The organism is Streptomyces sp. SYP-A7185 (genome assembly GCF_046103685.1).
Lineage (GTDB): Bacteria > Actinomycetota > Actinomycetes > Streptomycetales > Streptomycetaceae > Streptomyces.
Window position 1 is genome coordinate 177,773 of the sequence record NZ_CP122310.1, and the last position, 16,901, is coordinate 194,673.

Sequence of the window (16,901 nt, forward strand, 5' to 3'; positions counted from 1 at the left end):
CGCACAGGCTTTCACGCGGGGGTGGGCGCGCACCTCAGGCAGCCGGGCAAACGTCTCTGAGGGGAAGACGCGCAGCCGGTTGTTCTCCTCCATGGGCGACACCCAGGGGCCTTCGGCTCCGCTGATAGATTCCTGCAAGTGAGCGAGCAGCTACCCAGCGGTGGCATCGAGATGTCACCCGACGAGATCGAAGCCCTGCACGCCAAGTGGTCATCCTGCTGGACCCCGGGTGAGGTCGCGCAGCGGTTGACCGGGATCAGTACGCCTTGGTACGTGGCCGCGGGCTGGGCGCTGGACCTGTTCCGCGGCAGGCAGACGCGTGCGCATGGAGACATCGAGATCGCGATTCCGGCCGCGAGTTTTCCAGAAGTCCGCGACCGCTTCCCCGGGTACGTCTTCGCTGCGGTAGGCAGCGGCCGCATCTGGGAGGACGCCACACCAGAGGTGCTGGCCACCGTGCAACAGACATGGCTCCGCGATCCGGCGACCGGAAACTACCTGCTCGACGTGTTCCGCGAACCGCACGACGGCGACACCTGGATCTGCCGACGCGACGAGAGGATCCGGCTTCCCTACAGCGACATCATTCACCGCACCCACGACGGCATCCCGTATCTGGCACCCGAACTGGTCCTGCTGTTCAAGGCCAAGCACACCCGTCGAAAGGATCAGACGGACTTCGAGGCGACCGTCCCGCACATGACCTCTACTCAGCGCGAGGCCCTGGCCGAGCTGCTCGCCCGTGTGCACCCGGGTCACCGCTGGATTGCGGACCTGCAGCCGAGGCTTGGCTTGGAACCTCGATGACTGTGGCCGTCCCGACGACAGGTCGGCCCTCATGCATGGTGATCACGTGACCGGGCCTCAGAATCCGCCACTGCTCGGGGCGCAGAGGAGCCAGCCGGACATCTGCGGTCTCCCCAGGGCCGAGTTCCCGCGCGAACTCCACCCATATCGAGGCGATGTTCAGATCTCGCTCTCCATCAGCAGTGCGGTTACCGATGTCCCACAAAGGTCGGAGCTGACCATCCCCTGAGAAGGCGCCACGGCGTCCGCCCTCGTCTGTCCCCAGCAGGGTCAGCGTCGCACGGAAGGTTCCGAACGTGGCTTCCCGGCCCCGCCACTGGCACCAGCGGCGCGTGCGGTCGAGCATCATCTGCCGCGCGGCCTCAGCAAGGGCCTCCCAGAAGGATTGGGCCGTGGGATGAACATCCGCGATCTCGATGAGAAGGTCGAGCACGATTTCCCATTCCTGGTGCGCGACACCCTCACGAACCTCCCCGAGCGGCGCGCCGTTCTCAGCAACGGCGTCCTCGGGCAGCAGGTCGACAGCCCGCCGGAGAAGTGTGAACGCATCATCCATGCGCTGGATTCTCGCTCGTCTGGTCCCAGCCCTGTTGTCGCAGGCGGCAGGTCGGGATACGTCGGGGCCCAAGAGCGCGACGTACCCGGACACTCCGGGGCGTGAGGGGTATTCGATGGCAGGGCATGGTTTCTGCCTGTCAGGCTGTGCCCCATGAGTCCCGAGTCCAACGGTGTGTCCGGCAGCTCCTGGCTGGGGCCCCCGATCGACGCGCGTGCGCTGTTCGGTCCGGAGCACAGGTCGCTGCTCGACACCCTGCGTGGTCTGGCACCCTCCGACTGGGGCAGAACGGCAGCCGGGCAGTGGACGGTGCACGACGTCGCCACCCACCTTCTCGGCGGCTACTACGGCCGCCTCGGCCACGGTTACCGGAACGGCTTCGCCGATGGCGAGACCCTCGAAGCGTTCATCCACCGTACGAATCAGGAATGGGTCGAGTCGCACGCCGACGACAGCCCGGCCGCGCTCATCGATGCCCCGACAGCAGCCGGGACCCAGCTCGCCCAACAGTTCGCCACAGCCGACCTCCACGCGGCTGCCCTGGGCGTGTCGTGGGCAGGCGTCGCGCCCGCGCCGGCGTGGCTGGACATCGCCCGGGAGTTCACCGAGCACTGGACTCACCGGCAGCAGATCCGCCACGCCATCGGCCGCGACACCGATCCGGAGCCGCGTGCCCTGGGTATGGTCCTCGACACCTTCATGCGGGCCCTGCCCCACACACTGCGAAACACGTCGGCACCCGTAGGAGCGCAGGTCCAGGTGATGGCCGAGGGCCCAGGCGGCGCATGCTGGACAGTCACTGCCGCAGCGGATCGCTGGTCGTTGGCGGAAAGGCCGAGCGGGCGACCAACCGCAACCATGCTGCTGGACACAGAGTCCGTATGGCGCTTGTCCACGCGGAACTTCGATCCCGCGGACGCCCTGTCCCGGGCCCAGGTGCGGGGAGATCGCCGGCTCGCCGAAGCCGCGTGCCACATCGTGTCCATCGTCCACTGACGGCGCCGGCATCGCCAGCGACCTGATCTGCCCGGCCGGCTGCGACCTCTGCGCGCCCCGGACACCCTTGAAAAAATGCCGAGTGGGCATCGGCAACGCCCTGCTACCGGTAGTCCGGTGCGGTGAGCCTGCCCGAGCCCGCTATGAAGCTGGGTCGCCTCCTGCTGCCGAGCACCGGTACGAACCGTCCCAAGGCGACTCGGTGCGCTGGGCCTCCTGTTCCAGTGATCACGCGTCGTCCAGAATGCCTCCATGGCAATTGGCGCACCCATCAAGTACCTGCAGCTTGCGGCGGAGTTGCGGCGCGGGATACGGGGCGGCGCCTGGCCGCCGGGCAGCAAGCTGCCGACCGAGGGCCAGCTGGCCGCCGACCATGGCCTGTCCGTGAACACCGTACGGCGCGCCTTGGAGGTACTGGCTGCGGAGGGGAGCCTCGAGCGGCGCCAGGGCGTCGGCACGTTTGCCCGCATCGCGCCTGATCCGCCGGGCGCACGGCGGCGGATCGCTGTCGTGCTCCCCGAACGCTCCTGTTACTTCCCGCCGATGATCGCAGGCATCTAGGCAGCGGCCGAACGCACCCGAACAACGATCGACGTATACACCACCGGTTACGCCGACCGTGGCTGGAAGCGGCTGGCCCGTCTCGCCGACCACCTGGCATCGGCCCAGGGGTTGCTCCTCACCCACCCGGGCCCCGCCGACGCCGCTCCCCGCGCACACGCCCGCCTGCTGCGGACACTCCCCCTGCCCTACGTCCTGGTGGAGCGAGCGCCCACCGGAATCGACGACCCCAGCGAGCATGTCTCCACCGACCATGCCGGCGGCGCCTATCTCGCCCTCGCGCACCTGGCCGCACTGGGCCACCGCGATGTGGCGCTCGTCTGCCGGCAAAAGGCCGCCCCCAGCCGCGGAACGGCGGCAGGGTTCACCCAAGGCGCCGCCGCTCTCGGGCTGCGCGTCACCGCTCGCCTGAACTGGCCGCTCATCGCCGGCCACGACGGCTTCGAAGCGGTGCTGGCCGCTCAACCACCCCTCGCGGACGCCGTCCTGGCCGCCGCTGTGAGCAGCGGCGCGACGGCACTGGTCTGTTTCGGCGACATGGAGGGATCTGCGCTGCTGGCCGCCGCACGCCGGGCCGGCGTATCCATCCCCGGCGATCTGGCCCTGGTCTCCTGCGAAGACCGGCACGCCGCCACTGAGCCCATACCGCTCACTTCGGTCGCACCAGAAAAGTTCCGCCTCGGCGCGCTGGGCCTGGAGACCCTGCTGCGCCGCCTGGAGGAACCCGACGCCGAGCTACGCCACATCTGGCTGCGGCCCCGACTGACCGTCCGTGCCTCCTGCGGCGCGCGGGCCGCCAGTCCTTCTTGATTCCTTCCGTCCCGGTCCGGCAGCGTTCCCCTCATGCCGACGACCGCTCCACCAGTTTTCAGCCTCTTCCGCCCAGGCCGCAGGCATTGGCCCTCCGCGCGGGGACAACACTCTCCCCGTCCCCCGCACTCGACCCTCCTGGCCACGCTGACTGCGGCGGTGCTCGGCTCGGACCCCGGCGCCGCCACCCTCCTCCGCCAGGACACGGCAGCCCAAACCAATAACTGACACGCGACCACCCCTGCGGCCGGCACTTGGCACGAGACCACTGGCCACCAGGAGCCGCTCCGCAGCCGGCCACTCCTCAGGCCCACTTCCACCCGCGTGCCGTGCTGCCACTTGAAGGCAGAGAACACGATGCGGATGAGCAGCACAGGCAGAGGCCCGCCCTCGATGACCTGCCAGATCAAGGACAGAGCCAAGCACCTACCTATGACCGCCAGCATCCTCCACCGCTGGAGGTGCGCCGACACCTCCTCGTCCACGCCCGATCATTCATCGCCGCAGTCCGGCGACGGGATGACTCAGGCCGCTTCCAGGGCCGGGCGCAACAGCTCCGACCGGGTGCTCCCGCAGGGCCTCACTGAGCGCCACTCATCGTCGACCGGAAAGCGTGCAAGGTCGAGACCGAGCCACGGAGGCTGAGCCGGAACCCCCACCTGCGCAGCTTCGAGTTCAACCCGCTGCGGGGCCCGCCCAGCCGTGAGCCCGCGGAGCGCAAGGGTTCGCCGGACGGGCCAGCCGACTGTCTGCAGACGATGGCACCCTCAAGTGATCAACGCACCACCCACGGATGATCATGTGATCGTGGAGGCACAGGTGCGTGACTACGGGTTCTCGCCGGCTCAACAGGACGAGATCTGGAGACGCTGGCGCGAGGGGCAGTCGTTCAGCTTGATCGGTCGGGCGCTCGGGGCACCGATGCAGCACGCCCGTCGCTTCCTGCACCAGAGCGGCGACGTCCGCCTCCCTCCGCAGACGCGGTCAGAGCGGCATCTGAGCGGCAGCGAGCGCGAGGAGATATCCCGCGGCATCGCCGCCGGGGAATCAGCCCGGCAGCTGGCCAAGCGGCTGGGCCGATCCCCTTCGACCGTCTCCCGCGAGATCGCCCGCAACGGTGGCCGGGACCGCTACCGAGCCGCGTCGGCCGATGCGGCCGCCTACGAGCGCGGGCGCCGCCCCAAGCAGGCCAAGCTCGCCCAGCGGCCCGCTCTGCGCGCCTTGGTGGAGGCCAAGCTGGCTCTGTGCTGGTCACCCGAACAGATCGCAGGATGGCTGCGACGGCAGTTCCCCGGTGACGCCTCCATACAGGTCTCGCACGAAGCGATCTACCTCTCGCTCTACGACCCTCGCCGGCGCCAGGCGATCGACCGCAGCCTCACCCAGCGGCTGCGGTCAGGCAGGCCCATGCGTCGTCCGAAGATCGCCCGCCGGCCCACAGGCCGGGGCGTCATCCGCGGTATGGTGTCCATCACCGCCCGCCCCGCAGAGGTCGAGGACCGCAAGGTTCCCGGCCACTGGGAGGGCGACCTCGTGATGGGCACCCGGCCCTCGGCCGTCGCCACGCTCGTCGAGCGCACCAGCCGCTACACGGCCATCGTCGCGCTGTCCGACGGCATCAAGGCCGAGCAGGTCGCACCGCACCTCACCAGGAGTCTCCTCGGCATCCCGCCTCGGCTGCGACGGACCCTCACCTGGGACCGGGGCCGGGAGATGGCCGAGCATCAGGCCATCACCGCCGAGACGGGTATGCCGATCTACCTCTGCAAGCCCCGGAGCCCGTGGCAGCGCGGCACCAACGAGAACACCAACCGGCTGCTTCGGCAGTACCTGCCCAAGGGCGCGGACCTCCGTACGTTCAGCCAGGCCGACCTGGACGCCATCGCCCACGAGCTCAACCACCGCCCGCGCAGGACCCACGGCTATCGCACTCCGGCAGAGATCTACGCTGACCTCCTGAACAGCGGTGATGCGCTGACCGCTTGAGCTCGCCATCGTTTGACGTCCGGCAGCTCGGCTTCGCTGGGCCTGGGAGCATGCCGTGGCGGTCTCACCCGGTGAGGGTCTGGGTCCCTATGACGGAGAGCAGGGCCAGGCGTTCGGCGTCCTGGGTGCCGGGTTTGGCGGTGTAGGCCATGATCCGCAGGTGGTTGCCGGCGACGTGGAGGACGTCGCAGTCCAGGGTGAGCGGACCGACGGTGGGATGGTCGATGGTCTTGCGGCTCGACTGGTGTTCGGCGGTCGCACCGGACTCCCACAGTTCACCGAACAGCGCGCTGCGCGAACGCAGTTGGTCGATCAGCTCGGCGAGCGCTGCGTCCTGGGGATACAGGGCGCTGGTGCGGCGCAGATCGGCGGCCAGGAGGCGTTGCAGGGCTCCGTTGGACTCCGGGGTGTGGCGCACGCGGGTGGTGGAGGTGACGAACGCCCGCCATGCGGCATTGAGGTCGGGCCCGGACCATGCTCCTATCAACGCGGTGTACAGCGGGTTGGCCAGCAGCTGGGTCCATGTGGCGTCGTAGACGGCGACGGGCGTGGAGTCCAGGCGGTCCAGGATGCGATGGACGCCGGGAGTGATGTGGCGGGGCACGGTGCCGGGCCCGGGCACCGCGAGGCCGGCGAGCCGGAACAGGTGCTCGCGTTCGCCGCTCTCCGGCCGCAGGGCGCGGGCGAGCGATTCGACGATCTGGGGGGAGGGGTTGCGGGCGCGCCCCTGTTCGAGGCGGATGATGTAGTCCGCGGAGATCCCGGCGAGCTGGGACAGTTCTTCGCGCCGCAGTCCGGGGGTGCGCCGGCGGCCACCGCCGGAGAGTCCGGCCTGGTCAGGGGTGACACGGTGGCGCCAGGCGTGCAGGGCTTCGCCGAGTTCCGTGGTGGGCATGCCGCCATAGTGACAGAAAGGCCTTTTGCCTAGCCTGGTACTGATAGTCCCAGAAAAGCGGGTCTATTACCTATTCATTCGAATAGTGCGGATGCTGGGATTGATGAACGGACCCACAGCACCCAAGCACACTCCCGTCGTCGGATTCATCGGCTTGGGCGACCAAGGTCTGCCGATGGCCCGCGCCGTGGCAGAGGCCGGCTTCGCCCTGCGGGTCTGGGCCCGGCGACCCGCCTCCCTGGAGCCCCTCGCGGGCACCCCCCACGAGGCGGCGGGCTCGGTCGAGGACCTGGCGGCCGCGTGCGACGTCGTCGCCCTGTGCGTGGGCACCGACCAGGACGTCGAGCGACTCGTCGCCCAGATGCTGCCGCACCTGCGCAGCGGTGCCGTCGTCGTCAACCACGGCACCGGCGTACCGGCCACCGCCACCCGTCTTGCCCAGCAGTGCGCGGCCCGGCGGGTCGCGGTGCTGGACGCGCCGGTCAGCGGCGGCCGGCCTGCGGCCGAGGAGAAGCGGCTGACCTGTATGGTCGGCGGGCCCGACGCGGCGTTCGAGCAGTGCCGCCCGGTGTTCGCGGCGTTCTCCGCGCACGTCGTGCACCTCGGGCAGACCGGCGCGGGGCAGACGGCGAAGCTGTTCAACAACGCGCTGCTGATGCTCAACCAGAGCTCGATTGCCGACATCGTCGCCCTCGCCGCCCAGCTCGACCTCGACCTCGGCTCGCTGGTGGACGTACTCCAGCTCGGCAGTGCCTCCAGCGCCGCCCTGAGCCTGCTGAACACCATGGTCCGCACCGACACCGTCGAGCACCTGTCCAAGGTGGAAGCCCTGGACATGGAGTTGTTCGACCAGGCGATGCGCGACGCCGGTGTCGAAGCAGGTGAGGTCACCGCGCGCGGCCTGTCCGGAGCCCGCAGGCTGCCCGCGCTGCTGACCCGCCTCAACGGCTGAGGCCGTCATGGACGGCATCAGCGAGGCCACCCAACCCGTCACGCGCGAGCCCGGGAGCCGCAACTGCTCCTGGTACACGCAGTTGGCCGCCTGCCCCAGTGCCGACAGCCACATCCAGATGAGCTGGTTCACCGCCAGCGGTGCCGACTTCACCGCCCGCCCCCGCGAGATGGCGCACCGCGGTGACATCGCCGTATACCGGCTGGGCCCGCCCGCCGTCCACGTGAATGGCGGGCACGTGGAGAGCGCCCGCGTGGACAGCGGCCTTGCGTTGGCCGAACTGCCGTTGATCGTCGAGTGGCGCCTCGACGCGGGCGATGCCGAAGCAGACCTCGACGCGTCGCCGAGCAGAACCGCAGCAAGTTCGCCTGGCTGCACCAGACCCCCCACCGACCCGGCCGCCTGAGCCGCGTCCCGCGAAAGGACCTCCCTCATGAGCAAGCTCGCCCTCGTCACCGGCGCGACCTCCGGCATCGGCAAGGCGTTCGCCGAACGTTTCGCCGCCGACGGCTACGACCTGATCATCGTCGGCCGCCGCCAGGAGCGCCTCGAGGAGTTCGCCTCCGCCCACCCCGAGACCACCGTGCGCACCGTCACCGCCGACCTGGCCACCACCGAAGGCGTCAGCGCCCTCGCGGAGATCTGCGCCACCGAGCCGCTGGACATGCTCGTCAACAACGCCGGCGTCTCCCACTACATGCCGCTGGTCGACCTGCCCGCCGACAAGGTCCAGGAGCTCGTCAACGTCAAGGTCCTGGCCCCCACCCAGCTCATGCGCGCCGCGGTCGGCCCCATGCAGCAGCGCGGAACGGGCACCATCCTCAACGTCGCCGGCATGATCGCCTTCTCCGGCCCCGCCGACAAGAGCGTCATGCCCCGCCGCGCCGTGTATGCCGGAACACTGGCCTACCTCGTCACCATGACCCAGACGCTCGCCGCCGAGGTCCAGGACTCCGGCGTCACCGTCGCCGTGGTCTGCCCCGGCGTCGTGGCCACCGAGTTCCACTCCTCCCAGGGCCTGGACATGAGCGCAGTTCCCCGCATGAGCGCCGACGACCTCGTCACCGGCGCCCTGCGCGGCCTGGAGCTCGGCGAGATCGTCAGCGCCCCCGGTGTCGAGGACTACCAGCTCCTGCAGAACGTGTTCACCGCTGACCTCGCCGCCTTCGGCGGCCAGAGCCCGGCGCTCGCCACCCGCTACAGCAAGTAGCCGCAGCCGACGGCACTCCTACGCTCAACACCATCGCCTCGTTCGGGCGCCGCCCCCATGCACGGGCGGCGCCCGCCGCGTGCTCAGCAGCGCGCAAACCAGAGGCCGGGTCGATGATCTGCGCCACGACCAGCAGGGCCAACATCACGCAGACTGCCACCAGCGCCCACGTCGGCCCCCGCGAACCCACGCCCGTCGCCCGCCACGCGCATCAACGAGGGGTGAGCAGGGCCGTGCTGACCGGCGCGCCGATGCGGTCGGGGCCCGGAACGCGCAGAGGGCCCTCGCCCGCCTCCCCACCCCACCCAGGCGGCAGGCGAGTACACAAAGGCATCGAGGCGGCCCAGCCGCGAGGGTCCGTCCTACGACCACGCCCCACCCCCGTACACCCTGCGCCCCGGGGAGCTCTCCAGGGACAACACATACCGCACCCTGCATATCCAAGACGCCGAACCCGCTGACAGGCCTTCACATCCCAGGGCGGCACCGAAGAGTGAAGCTGAAGCTGACGTCGAGACATCTCCCGCACGATCACTCGACAGGCCCTTCACCCACTACCCCCGAGGCCGACAGCAAAGGTCCAACTGGCCGCCAGGCCCAGCACCACACGTCGCCCTGTGCCGCAGAACGACACACAACCTCAACCCCCGGCTCGTGTCGAGCAGCTGTGCAGGAGCCGCACCCCTGCATGGCCGTCACCGCAGGGGCCAAGAGCCAGCTCCTGAGCCAGGGCTGCCCCTCCAAGGAGGCGACGACCACCCTCTGTGTCGCGCACCCCTCCCCTGCCTGAGTACGGCCATGGAGAGGTGGGGCCGGGGCCTGGGGAGGCGGTGGGGGCGGACCGTGGGGATCGCCGTGCAGGCGTTCATCCCTGGAGGGGTGCATGAGTTCGTCCCTGGACCCGAGAACTGCCGCAAGTTGTGCGCGGTCAACCTCCAGGGGCCGCTTCGCGCAGGGGTGTGACTCCCGTGGAGGCAAGAGCCGCGGCCGGGCCGATGCCGCATTCAGCGGATGGACGGGTACAGGAGTTGACCAGTCCGCGCGACGCATCGGCCGGGAGCGGGCCTGCGGGGCCTCGTGGCGGTGAGGGCGGCGCACGCGCCCGCGTGGTCGCGGTGGACACCCCTCGTGCGCCGTGAGCGGTGTCGAGATCGTCAGCGCTCGCGTGCCATGGCCGTCATCAGCGCGTCCAGCAGGCCCGGTGCCGCTTCCTGGAGAGAGGTGCGGCGCAGGCGGTGTCCGCGGGAGGGGCCGACCATGACCGGGTGCAGGACGCCTGCCTCGACCAGGATCTTGAAGTGGTGGGTCGCGGTGGACTTGTTCAGGCCCTCGTAGAGGTCCGAGCAGGGGGCTTCACCAGCGGGGTGTGTGGCCAGGCGACGGACCATTTCCAGGCGCGCGGGGTCCGCGAGGGCGCGCAGCAGCTTCTGGACGGTGGCCACGGGCGGCAACTGGTCGGGCGGGGTCTCCCAGGACGGCATCAGACAACTCCACAAGTTTGACGTGCGTCGTACTTCTCCCTAGCATCCTCGAAGTACGACCCCCATCATACTTCCTGGAGCCCTCGTGAAGGCACCCTCCCCGGGCCGCCGACCCCAGTCATGGAGCTACGCGGCCCTGCTCGCCCTGCTCATGCTGGGGCAGGCGACCTCCGCCATCCCCTCGCCGCTCTACTCCCTCTACGCCGAGAAGTGGCACTACCCGCCCATTTTGACCACCGTCATCTTCGCCGCGTACGGGGCCGTGGCGGTCGTCGCGATCATCGTCTCCGGGCCCCTGTCCGACCGCTACGGCCGCCGGCCCGTGCTCTTGGTCGCCCTCCTGCTGCTGTTGGCCGGGCTGGCCGTCTTCATCCTCGCCACCGGGCCCGGCCATCTCGTCGTGGCCCGGATGCTGAACGGCGCGGGGATCGGCGCGGTCGTGGTGGTCGCCGGAGCCGCCCTGCTGGACGTGAGCCCACAGCGGGCGGCGCGCAGCGGAACGCTCACCGCCATCGCGTTCAACATCGGCATCGCCCTCGCCGCGCTCGGCACCGCGGGCCTGGCCCAAACCGGCTTCCACCCCCTGCTCCTCCCCTATCTCGCCGACGCACTCATCGCCCTGGTCCTGCTCGTCCTGCTCGTGGTCATGCGCGAACCGCACTCGTCGGCCGGTACCGCGCCTTTGGGGATCCCGCGTCCGCAGGTGCCCAGGGAAATCCGCGGGCACTTCGTCTTCGCCGTGATCGGCGCCGGTGCCGCCTGGGCCGTGCTGGGGGTCTGCTTCTCGCTGGAACCCTCGATCGCCGCCCACGCCGCGCACGTCGACGGGCCGTTCTTCGGCGGCGTGGTCATCGCGGCGGTGACCCTGTCCGCCGCACTCGCCCAGGCAGCCAGCGCCCGCCACCCGGCCCGCACGGTCGCGCTCGCCGGAGACACCGCGCTCGCCGTGCTCATGCTGGCCGGCATAGCCGGCTTCGCGACCGGCAACGCCACCGTCATCATCATCACCGTCGCACTCCAGGGCGGCGCCTACGGACTGGCCTTCGGCGGCTCCCTGCGCCACCTCAGCGCCCACATCCCCGCCCAGCGCCGCGGAGCAGTCATGTCGATGTTCTACCTGCTCGCCTACGGCGCACTCATCACCCCCACACTCCTGGTGGGCATCGGCGCGACCCTCTGGGACGACACCGCGATCTTCCCCGTCTTCTCCGTAATCGCGGCCCTCCTCTGCCTCTGCGCCGTGATCACCGAACGCGTCCTGGGACACCGAGGAGGACACCCTGCGCCGACGGAGACGGCGACGACGCCGACGACCGAGGCGCCCCAAGAAACTAAGGCCGGCTGAGCAGCGCCCCCAGCCGCCCGTCACCCGCCCGCCGGACAAACCCCCCACGTCCCCGGACAGGTGACTGGGGGGAGCCCAGCCCTCGTGATCTGACCTGCCGGAAGGTGGCGCTGCTGCGCTGGAACAGGGTGCCCTCGCCGACGGTGGCCGCGAGCTCGGCGTCCCGGGTCTCGCCCGCCCGGTTGTTGATCTTCTCGTAGTGGTCGACGATCCGGTGGGCGTCGGTGCGGCCTACCACCCCTGGTCTTGGCCGCGCCATGTGCGGCGGCGGGCTTGTTGGGACCGGCCCGGTGGCCGACGCCGTCTCCGCCGCCACCGGCGGTCATCAGCAGGAGGGCGGTCTCCGTGAGGGCGGTCGCGGTCAGGGGCCTACGTCTTCCACCCCACCACCACGCAGCAGCGCCCGGCTACGGCTTCGCTCCGGTGCTTGATTCGCCGGACAGCCCCTGGCTCCCCGACGCGCTGACGCGGTCCTGGCCGAGCACGGCGAGCAGCCGCAGCTTGTCCGCGCTCTCGCTGCGCGGCGCGGCCGTGAGCACCAGCAGGACCTGGCTCTGGTCCTCCGTGAACAGCGCCTGGCAGTCGACCTCGACCGAGCCGACCTCGGGATGGACGAGAACCTTGTGGTCCTCAAAACGCACGGCCACCGCGTGCTGGGCCCACAGGTCGTCGAACTCGCCGCTGGCCTTGCGCAGCGCTCGTACGAGATCGCCGGCCCGGGACTGCGGCCCCCTCGCCCCATAGGCGGCCCGCAGGTTTGCCACCTGGCTGCGGCTCTGGCGGTCCCAGTCGGACTCGGGGTACACCGACCGCGCCGCAGGGTCGGTGAACCACCGATAGACCCCGCTGCGCGCGAACCCCGTCAGATGCGAGACGTCGCCCAAGAGCGCCGCAGCCATCGCGTTCTGCACCAGCGTCTCCCCCAGATCGCTGAGGATCAGCGCGGGCGTGTCGACCAGGCGATCGAGCACGCGCAGCAGCGCGGGCGCGACATGCGGCGACACCGACACGGGCGCCGGCGCGTTGCGGCCCGCGACGCGGTAGAGGTAGTCGCGTTCGCTGCTCGTCAGGCGCAGGGCCCGTGCGAGCGAGGCCAACATGTGCTCGCTGGGCTGCGGACCGCGTTGCTGCTCCAGCCGCGTGTAGTAGTCGCTGGACATCAGAGCGAGGGAGGCCACCTCCTCGCGCCTGAGCCCGCGGGTACGGCGGCGGGCGCCAAGGGGCAGCCCGACGTCGGCAGGCTGGAGCGCCTCACGGCGTCGTCGCAGGAAATCGGCGAGAGCGGGTCGGTCCATGCCCCCATTGTCGGCTGAATGGCCCAGCTCAACCAGGGATCGCCGATCCCCCGACAAGTCGTCTCTGCACCGCGACCACCGCGGCGGCCAGTATGGAATTCATGAACATCCACGGAAACACCGTCTTCATCCCCGGAGCCACGAGCGGCATCGGCCTGGCCCTGGCGATCGAGCTCCAGGCACGCGGCAACACCGTCATCGTCGGCGGCCGGCGCACCGAGCTGCTGCGGCAGATCGCCGCCGAGCACCCGGGCATCGACACCGTGCCGATCGACACGGCCGACGCGGCCGCCATCGACAGCGCGGCGAAGGAAGTCCTGACCCGGCATCCGGATCTCAACGTCCTGGTGCCCATGGCCGGTGTGATGCGCGCCGAGGACTGGCACGAGTCGGCCTCGTTCCTCGACACGGCCGAGGCGACGATCACGACGAACGTGCTCGGCCCGATCCGGCTGATCGCCGCGTTCATCGAGCACCTCCAGACCCGGCCGGACGCCACGATCCTGACCGTCTCGTCCGGCCTGGCCTTCACACCCCTCAAGGCCACGCCGACCTACAACGCGTCGAAGGCGGCCATCCACATGCTCAGCGAGTCCATCCGGCTGCAGCTCGCCGACACCTCGGTGCGGGTGGTGGAACTGGTGCCGCCGGCCGTGCGCACCGCCCTCATGCCCGGACACCAGGACAACGAGGCGGCGATGCCGCTCGACGAGTTCATCACCGAGGTCGTCTCCTTGCTCCAAACCCAGCCCGACGCAAAGGAGATCCAGGTCGAGCGGGTGAAGTTCCTGCGGTACGGCGAAGCACGCGGCGACTACGACACAGTGGTCGAAACTCTCAACGGCTCCGACCCGCACTAGCAGGGCACCAGTGCTTGCCGTGCACAGGTGGCCGGGTGGGGAGTAGAGGAGCACGGCAGTGGGCGCCTCGCGCGAGACGGGGCGCCCGCCTCTCAGTGGCTCAGGCAGGCCCTCAGGCCCGTGCGGGCTCCCCGATGAAATACAGGTAGCCGAAGGAGGCAATCGCGAACTCGGCCGCCGCGATGAGCTTGCGCACCGTGCTGTTCTTGTCCCGTTCCGGGAGGGCAGTCAACTCTGCGACGAATCTTTTGAGTTGCAGCTCGTTGAACATGGTGTCGCCGTGGCGGTTCACTGCGCGCAGGATGCTGTCCTCCGGCGCCGACTCACACAGGGCCAGGAACGTCTCCTTGTGGTCCTCGTAGGTCTTGGCCATGCGGCCGTGCACTTGGTCTTCCACATAGATGACAAGGGGCATGCGGTCCGTCTTCCTCCAGAGAGTCGTTGGGGAGCGGTCCGGTCAGTCCCCGGAGATGAACAAGTAGCCGCGCGAGGCTGCCGCCCGCCGTGCCATGTCGGCGACCTGTCGGGTCGTGTCCGTCTTTCGCTCCTCGGGGAGCCGATCCAGTTCGGCTGCGAACTGCTCCAATTGCCGTTCGTTGAACATGGTGTCGCCGACGGAGAAGACACCGCTCAGGACACTCCCGTCCGGAGCGGCATGGCATGCCGACAGGAAGCTCTCATCCAGATCGTCGCCGACGCACGCTATGCGCTCGTGCACCCTGTTCTCCCCGTAGATGGTGACTGCCATGGGTTTTCCCCTGCTCGACCGGCTTCATTGATTGGATCCATGCTGGCGTACGCTGCCGCGCCTATCCTGCACGACCTTGAGCGAGAGGTGGGCTGGCTGCCGGTCACCTGGGAGGTGACTTCGACCAGCGCGCCGGCAGTCCCGCAGTATCGTTGCGTCCGGACCACCCCTTGCCGTTCGGGCCGACGACCTCGGCCGGGTGGGGCTATGTACGCGTTCACCCGCCACCGTTGCCCAGCAGTTCCAAGCAAGGAAGTGACGTTGGGGGCCTGATCAGGGCCGCCGGAAGCTGTTCACGACAACCGCGTCGCCGTAACTGTGCGGGTCCGCTTCTTCCGCGTCGAACCCCGCCGAGGCGAGGATCCTCAAAAGAGCCTCCCGCATACATGCATGGACGGTTGAGTAATGGCGCAGCACGCAAGGCGGATGTGAAGGATCAACTCCGGCCTCCAGAAGGGTCACAGCGGTAGTTGTCAGTTCTTCTCCCGTTTTCCATTCCACCAGCACACCGCCGTCGGCAACGGATTCCACGTGAACCTCCACCCCGGGCATGTCTTCGGCCCCGCCCCCGAGGCCGCTCCGATGAACGGGAAACCCGGCCAGGGTCAGCGAGCGGCAGGCCTCTTCAGCCAGGGCAGTGCGCTGGGCGAGGACCTCCGGTGAGGCTGTCGGCGAGCGTTCGAATCCGTACTCGGCCATGCGTCGTTCCCTTCCCTTTCAGGTCCTGGTCCTGCTCTGCCAGGGAGCGTGCCGCACGACTCCCGCCAGCTTTCTTGACGTATTAAGCCAGTAGTTGCTTCGCCGCACTCTCCATGCCCGGGTAAGGGAACGACCAGGTGACCGGGATGCCCTTCTTGAGGGCGGCGGCCCATGCGGAAGAGGCCCTCAGGTGCCGGGCGATCGGTCTCGAGCAGGACTGGGAGGCGCCGGCCGAGGAGGAAGCATCTGCCGTGGTGACCGTCGGTCCGTCGCGCGGAAGGCGGTGGGACCGCGCCGTTCGGTGCCGCATCGGCAGAACGCTGCCGGACTCGAAGACCTGCCCGTGGACTATCAGACGGTGACGGCCGCCGTCGCGGCGTGTGCGGGGCTGACGAGGACGCTGAGACCCATCTCCTCTACGCTCAGTGATCGACGCGGCGGGCGCCGCGAGCGGGAGGGGCGGGGGAAGCACATGATGGGTGCGGGCTTGCGGCGGCTGTGGCTGACGACGGCCGTAGGCGGGATCGGGCTGAGCCTGTACGCGGGCTGGCTGACCGCCGACGACTTCCGAGACCGGGCCTCCAGCGAACGCGACATAGCCGCGGCCTGCGACCATCTGGTGTCGGGGGCACAGGTGATGGATCTGCAGGGCGGCATGGTCCGAGCGCGGGCCGAAGACTACGACGACTACCGGCTCGATGCACGGCATCTGCCCAGCGCCTGCACCATATACAGGGTGAGCGGCGCTCGGAGCACCGGCCTGTTTCGGCTGATTGCCGAGAGCAGCGGCCACTCCGATCCGGTGAACATGATCGGCCAAAGCTCCCCGTTCTTCACGCGCAGCAGCTCCTACCCCGAGAACGTCACCGCGGCCGCCGATCGCGAGCCTGAGGCGTGGCCGCTGGGCGACGGCACACTGGGCTCCTACACGAACTTCCGCACCACCATCCGCGCCCAGTGCGGCTCCGGCAGCGCCAAAGCAGCGCCGCGGCTGCTGCACGTCACCGCCGTGGGCCGATACGAGGACGTCTCAGCGGGAGACCGCCGACGCCTGGCACGCCTCGCATACTCGGCCACACAGCAGCTCACTCAACGCATCGGCTGCCGCACCCGGCTAGCGGACCTGCCCGAGCAGATGCCTGCGGTCCCCACCAAGTTGCGTCCGGTCGCCTCGGCCACCGGCTCCTGCCGCTGGGCCGGCCCACTGGCCAAGGAAGACGGGCCAGGCCGGCTGCCCGACCGTGCCCTGCCCATTCCCGCCCGGGATGCCAACCCCATGGAAGGCTGCTTGCTGGCGGTCGGACCCGCCCGGGTCCGGGCCATCGCCGGCGGCCTGGACGCCGATCAGCGCGCCTGGGCCGACGGCGCGCTCGACTATGCGCCCTGGTGGCTGCGCACGGTGTCCTACTTCGGTGCCGATGCCGCATCCGTGGGCTACGAAGCGACCAGCGGCGACGTGCGGCTCAAGCCGGGAACGGCGGGAGGTGAGAACGGCATGTGGTGGGCGTCCTCGACCTGCAACGGCCAACCCGCCCTGCACACCCTCACCGTCGACCATCTCTACGACGACGTCCTCGGCCACCAGGCACTCAGCTCCCTGTTCCGCGCCTACGTCGACGACATCACCACCCGGCGGGGCTGCACCCACGTCACCTACCCCCCGGCCAGGAACTTCCGCGACCTGTGAGCATCCCGGCGCC

At 69.6% G+C, this 16,901-nt stretch carries 19 protein-coding genes; 12 read left to right on the forward strand and 7 right to left on the reverse strand.

The features are described 5' to 3' along the window. Positions 1 to 138: 138 nt before the first annotated feature. The 6 genes from QBL25_RS00870 (at position 139) to QBL25_RS00895 (ending at position 5,716) form a co-directional block, all read left to right on the forward strand. Positions 139 to 807 carry a nucleotidyltransferase domain-containing protein gene (locus tag QBL25_RS00870; protein ID WP_409055003.1) on the forward strand — a complete coding sequence of 223 codons (669 nt, stop codon included), beginning with the start codon at positions 139 to 141 and terminating at the stop codon, positions 805 to 807. Positions 808 to 1,204: 397 nt separating this feature from the next. Beyond that, entirely contained in the window at positions 1,205 to 1,468 is a 264-nt protein-coding gene (locus tag QBL25_RS00875; protein WP_409055004.1) for a hypothetical protein, read from the forward strand. Between the two features lie 48 nt (positions 1,469 to 1,516). Beyond that, positions 1,517 to 2,359 (forward strand): maleylpyruvate isomerase family mycothiol-dependent enzyme, encoded by an 843-nt coding sequence (locus QBL25_RS00880; protein WP_409055005.1) that lies wholly within the window; start codon positions 1,517 to 1,519, stop codon positions 2,357 to 2,359. A gap of 252 nt (positions 2,360 to 2,611) precedes the next feature. Next, positions 2,612 to 2,920 carry a GntR family transcriptional regulator gene (locus tag QBL25_RS00885; RefSeq protein ID WP_409055006.1) on the forward strand — a complete coding sequence of 103 codons (309 nt, stop codon included), beginning with the start codon at positions 2,612 to 2,614 and terminating at the stop codon, positions 2,918 to 2,920. Between the two features lie 111 nt (positions 2,921 to 3,031). Next, positions 3,032 to 3,730, forward strand: a complete 699-nt coding sequence (locus QBL25_RS00890) for a substrate-binding domain-containing protein (RefSeq protein ID WP_409055007.1) — start codon at positions 3,032 to 3,034, stop codon at positions 3,728 to 3,730. Positions 3,731 to 4,537: 807 nt separating this feature from the next. Further along, entirely contained in the window at positions 4,538 to 5,716 is a 1,179-nt protein-coding gene (locus tag QBL25_RS00895; RefSeq protein ID WP_409055008.1) for an IS30 family transposase, read from the forward strand. Between the two features lie 64 nt (positions 5,717 to 5,780). On the opposite strand, the gene QBL25_RS00900 is transcribed toward QBL25_RS00895, so the two are convergent. Next, a complete protein-coding gene (locus tag QBL25_RS00900) occupies positions 5,781 to 6,611 on the reverse strand; it encodes a helix-turn-helix transcriptional regulator (protein WP_409055009.1) in 831 nt (276 codons plus the stop codon). Positions 6,612 to 6,714: 103 nt separating this feature from the next. Between QBL25_RS00900 and QBL25_RS00905 the strand changes: the two genes are divergently transcribed. Genes QBL25_RS00905 through QBL25_RS00915 form a run of 3 tightly spaced genes read left to right on the forward strand, consistent with a single transcriptional unit; the run spans position 6,715 to position 8,773 of the window. Next, positions 6,715 to 7,563 (forward strand): NAD(P)-dependent oxidoreductase, encoded by an 849-nt coding sequence (locus tag QBL25_RS00905; protein ID WP_409055010.1) that lies wholly within the window; start codon positions 6,715 to 6,717, stop codon positions 7,561 to 7,563. Positions 7,564 to 7,570: 7 nt separating this feature from the next. Next, entirely contained in the window at positions 7,571 to 7,969 is a 399-nt protein-coding gene (locus QBL25_RS00910) for a hypothetical protein (protein WP_409055011.1), read from the forward strand. A 27-nt stretch (positions 7,970 to 7,996) separates the two neighbouring features. Next, positions 7,997 to 8,773 (forward strand): SDR family NAD(P)-dependent oxidoreductase, encoded by a 777-nt coding sequence (locus QBL25_RS00915; protein WP_409055012.1) that lies wholly within the window; start codon positions 7,997 to 7,999, stop codon positions 8,771 to 8,773. Positions 8,774 to 9,927: 1,154 nt separating this feature from the next. On the opposite strand, the gene QBL25_RS00920 is transcribed toward QBL25_RS00915, so the two are convergent. Next, positions 9,928 to 10,254 carry an ArsR/SmtB family transcription factor gene (locus QBL25_RS00920; protein WP_409055013.1) on the reverse strand — a complete coding sequence of 109 codons (327 nt, stop codon included), beginning with the start codon at positions 10,252 to 10,254 and terminating at the stop codon, positions 9,928 to 9,930. A gap of 85 nt (positions 10,255 to 10,339) precedes the next feature. On the opposite strand from QBL25_RS00920, the gene QBL25_RS00925 reads away from it, so the two are divergent. Beyond that, the gene (locus tag QBL25_RS00925) at positions 10,340 to 11,599 is read left to right on the forward strand and encodes an MFS transporter (RefSeq protein WP_409055014.1); all 1,260 of its coding nucleotides are present in this window, start codon (positions 10,340 to 10,342) and stop codon (positions 11,597 to 11,599) included. Here QBL25_RS00925 and QBL25_RS00930 read toward each other — a convergent pair. Further along, a complete protein-coding gene (locus QBL25_RS00930; RefSeq protein WP_409055015.1) occupies positions 11,586 to 11,837 on the reverse strand; it encodes a hypothetical protein in 252 nt (83 codons plus the stop codon). The two genes, QBL25_RS00925 and QBL25_RS00930, sit on opposite strands and share 14 nt — an antisense overlap. A gap of 169 nt (positions 11,838 to 12,006) precedes the next feature. Beyond that, a complete protein-coding gene (locus QBL25_RS00935) occupies positions 12,007 to 12,894 on the reverse strand; it encodes a helix-turn-helix transcriptional regulator (RefSeq protein ID WP_409055016.1) in 888 nt (295 codons plus the stop codon). 101 nt (positions 12,895 to 12,995) lie between these two features. Between QBL25_RS00935 and QBL25_RS00940 the strand changes: the two genes are divergently transcribed. Beyond that, entirely contained in the window at positions 12,996 to 13,754 is a 759-nt protein-coding gene (locus QBL25_RS00940) for an SDR family oxidoreductase (RefSeq protein WP_409055017.1), read from the forward strand. A gap of 112 nt (positions 13,755 to 13,866) precedes the next feature. On the opposite strand, the gene QBL25_RS00945 is transcribed toward QBL25_RS00940, so the two are convergent. From QBL25_RS00945 to QBL25_RS00955, 3 genes are all read right to left on the reverse strand, one after another. After that, entirely contained in the window at positions 13,867 to 14,169 is a 303-nt protein-coding gene (locus QBL25_RS00945) for a hypothetical protein (protein WP_409055018.1), read from the reverse strand. 42 nt (positions 14,170 to 14,211) lie between these two features. Beyond that, complete coding sequence (locus tag QBL25_RS00950) at positions 14,212 to 14,502, reverse strand: hypothetical protein (RefSeq protein ID WP_409055019.1); 291 nt, start codon at positions 14,500 to 14,502, stop codon at positions 14,212 to 14,214. Positions 14,503 to 14,775: 273 nt separating this feature from the next. Then, a complete protein-coding gene (locus tag QBL25_RS00955) occupies positions 14,776 to 15,201 on the reverse strand; it encodes a hypothetical protein (protein ID WP_409055020.1) in 426 nt (141 codons plus the stop codon). 343 nt (positions 15,202 to 15,544) lie between these two features. Between QBL25_RS00955 and QBL25_RS00960 the strand changes: the two genes are divergently transcribed. Next, the gene (locus tag QBL25_RS00960; RefSeq protein ID WP_409055021.1) at positions 15,545 to 16,888 is read left to right on the forward strand and encodes a hypothetical protein; all 1,344 of its coding nucleotides are present in this window, start codon (positions 15,545 to 15,547) and stop codon (positions 16,886 to 16,888) included. Positions 16,889 to 16,901: the final 13 nt, after the last annotated feature.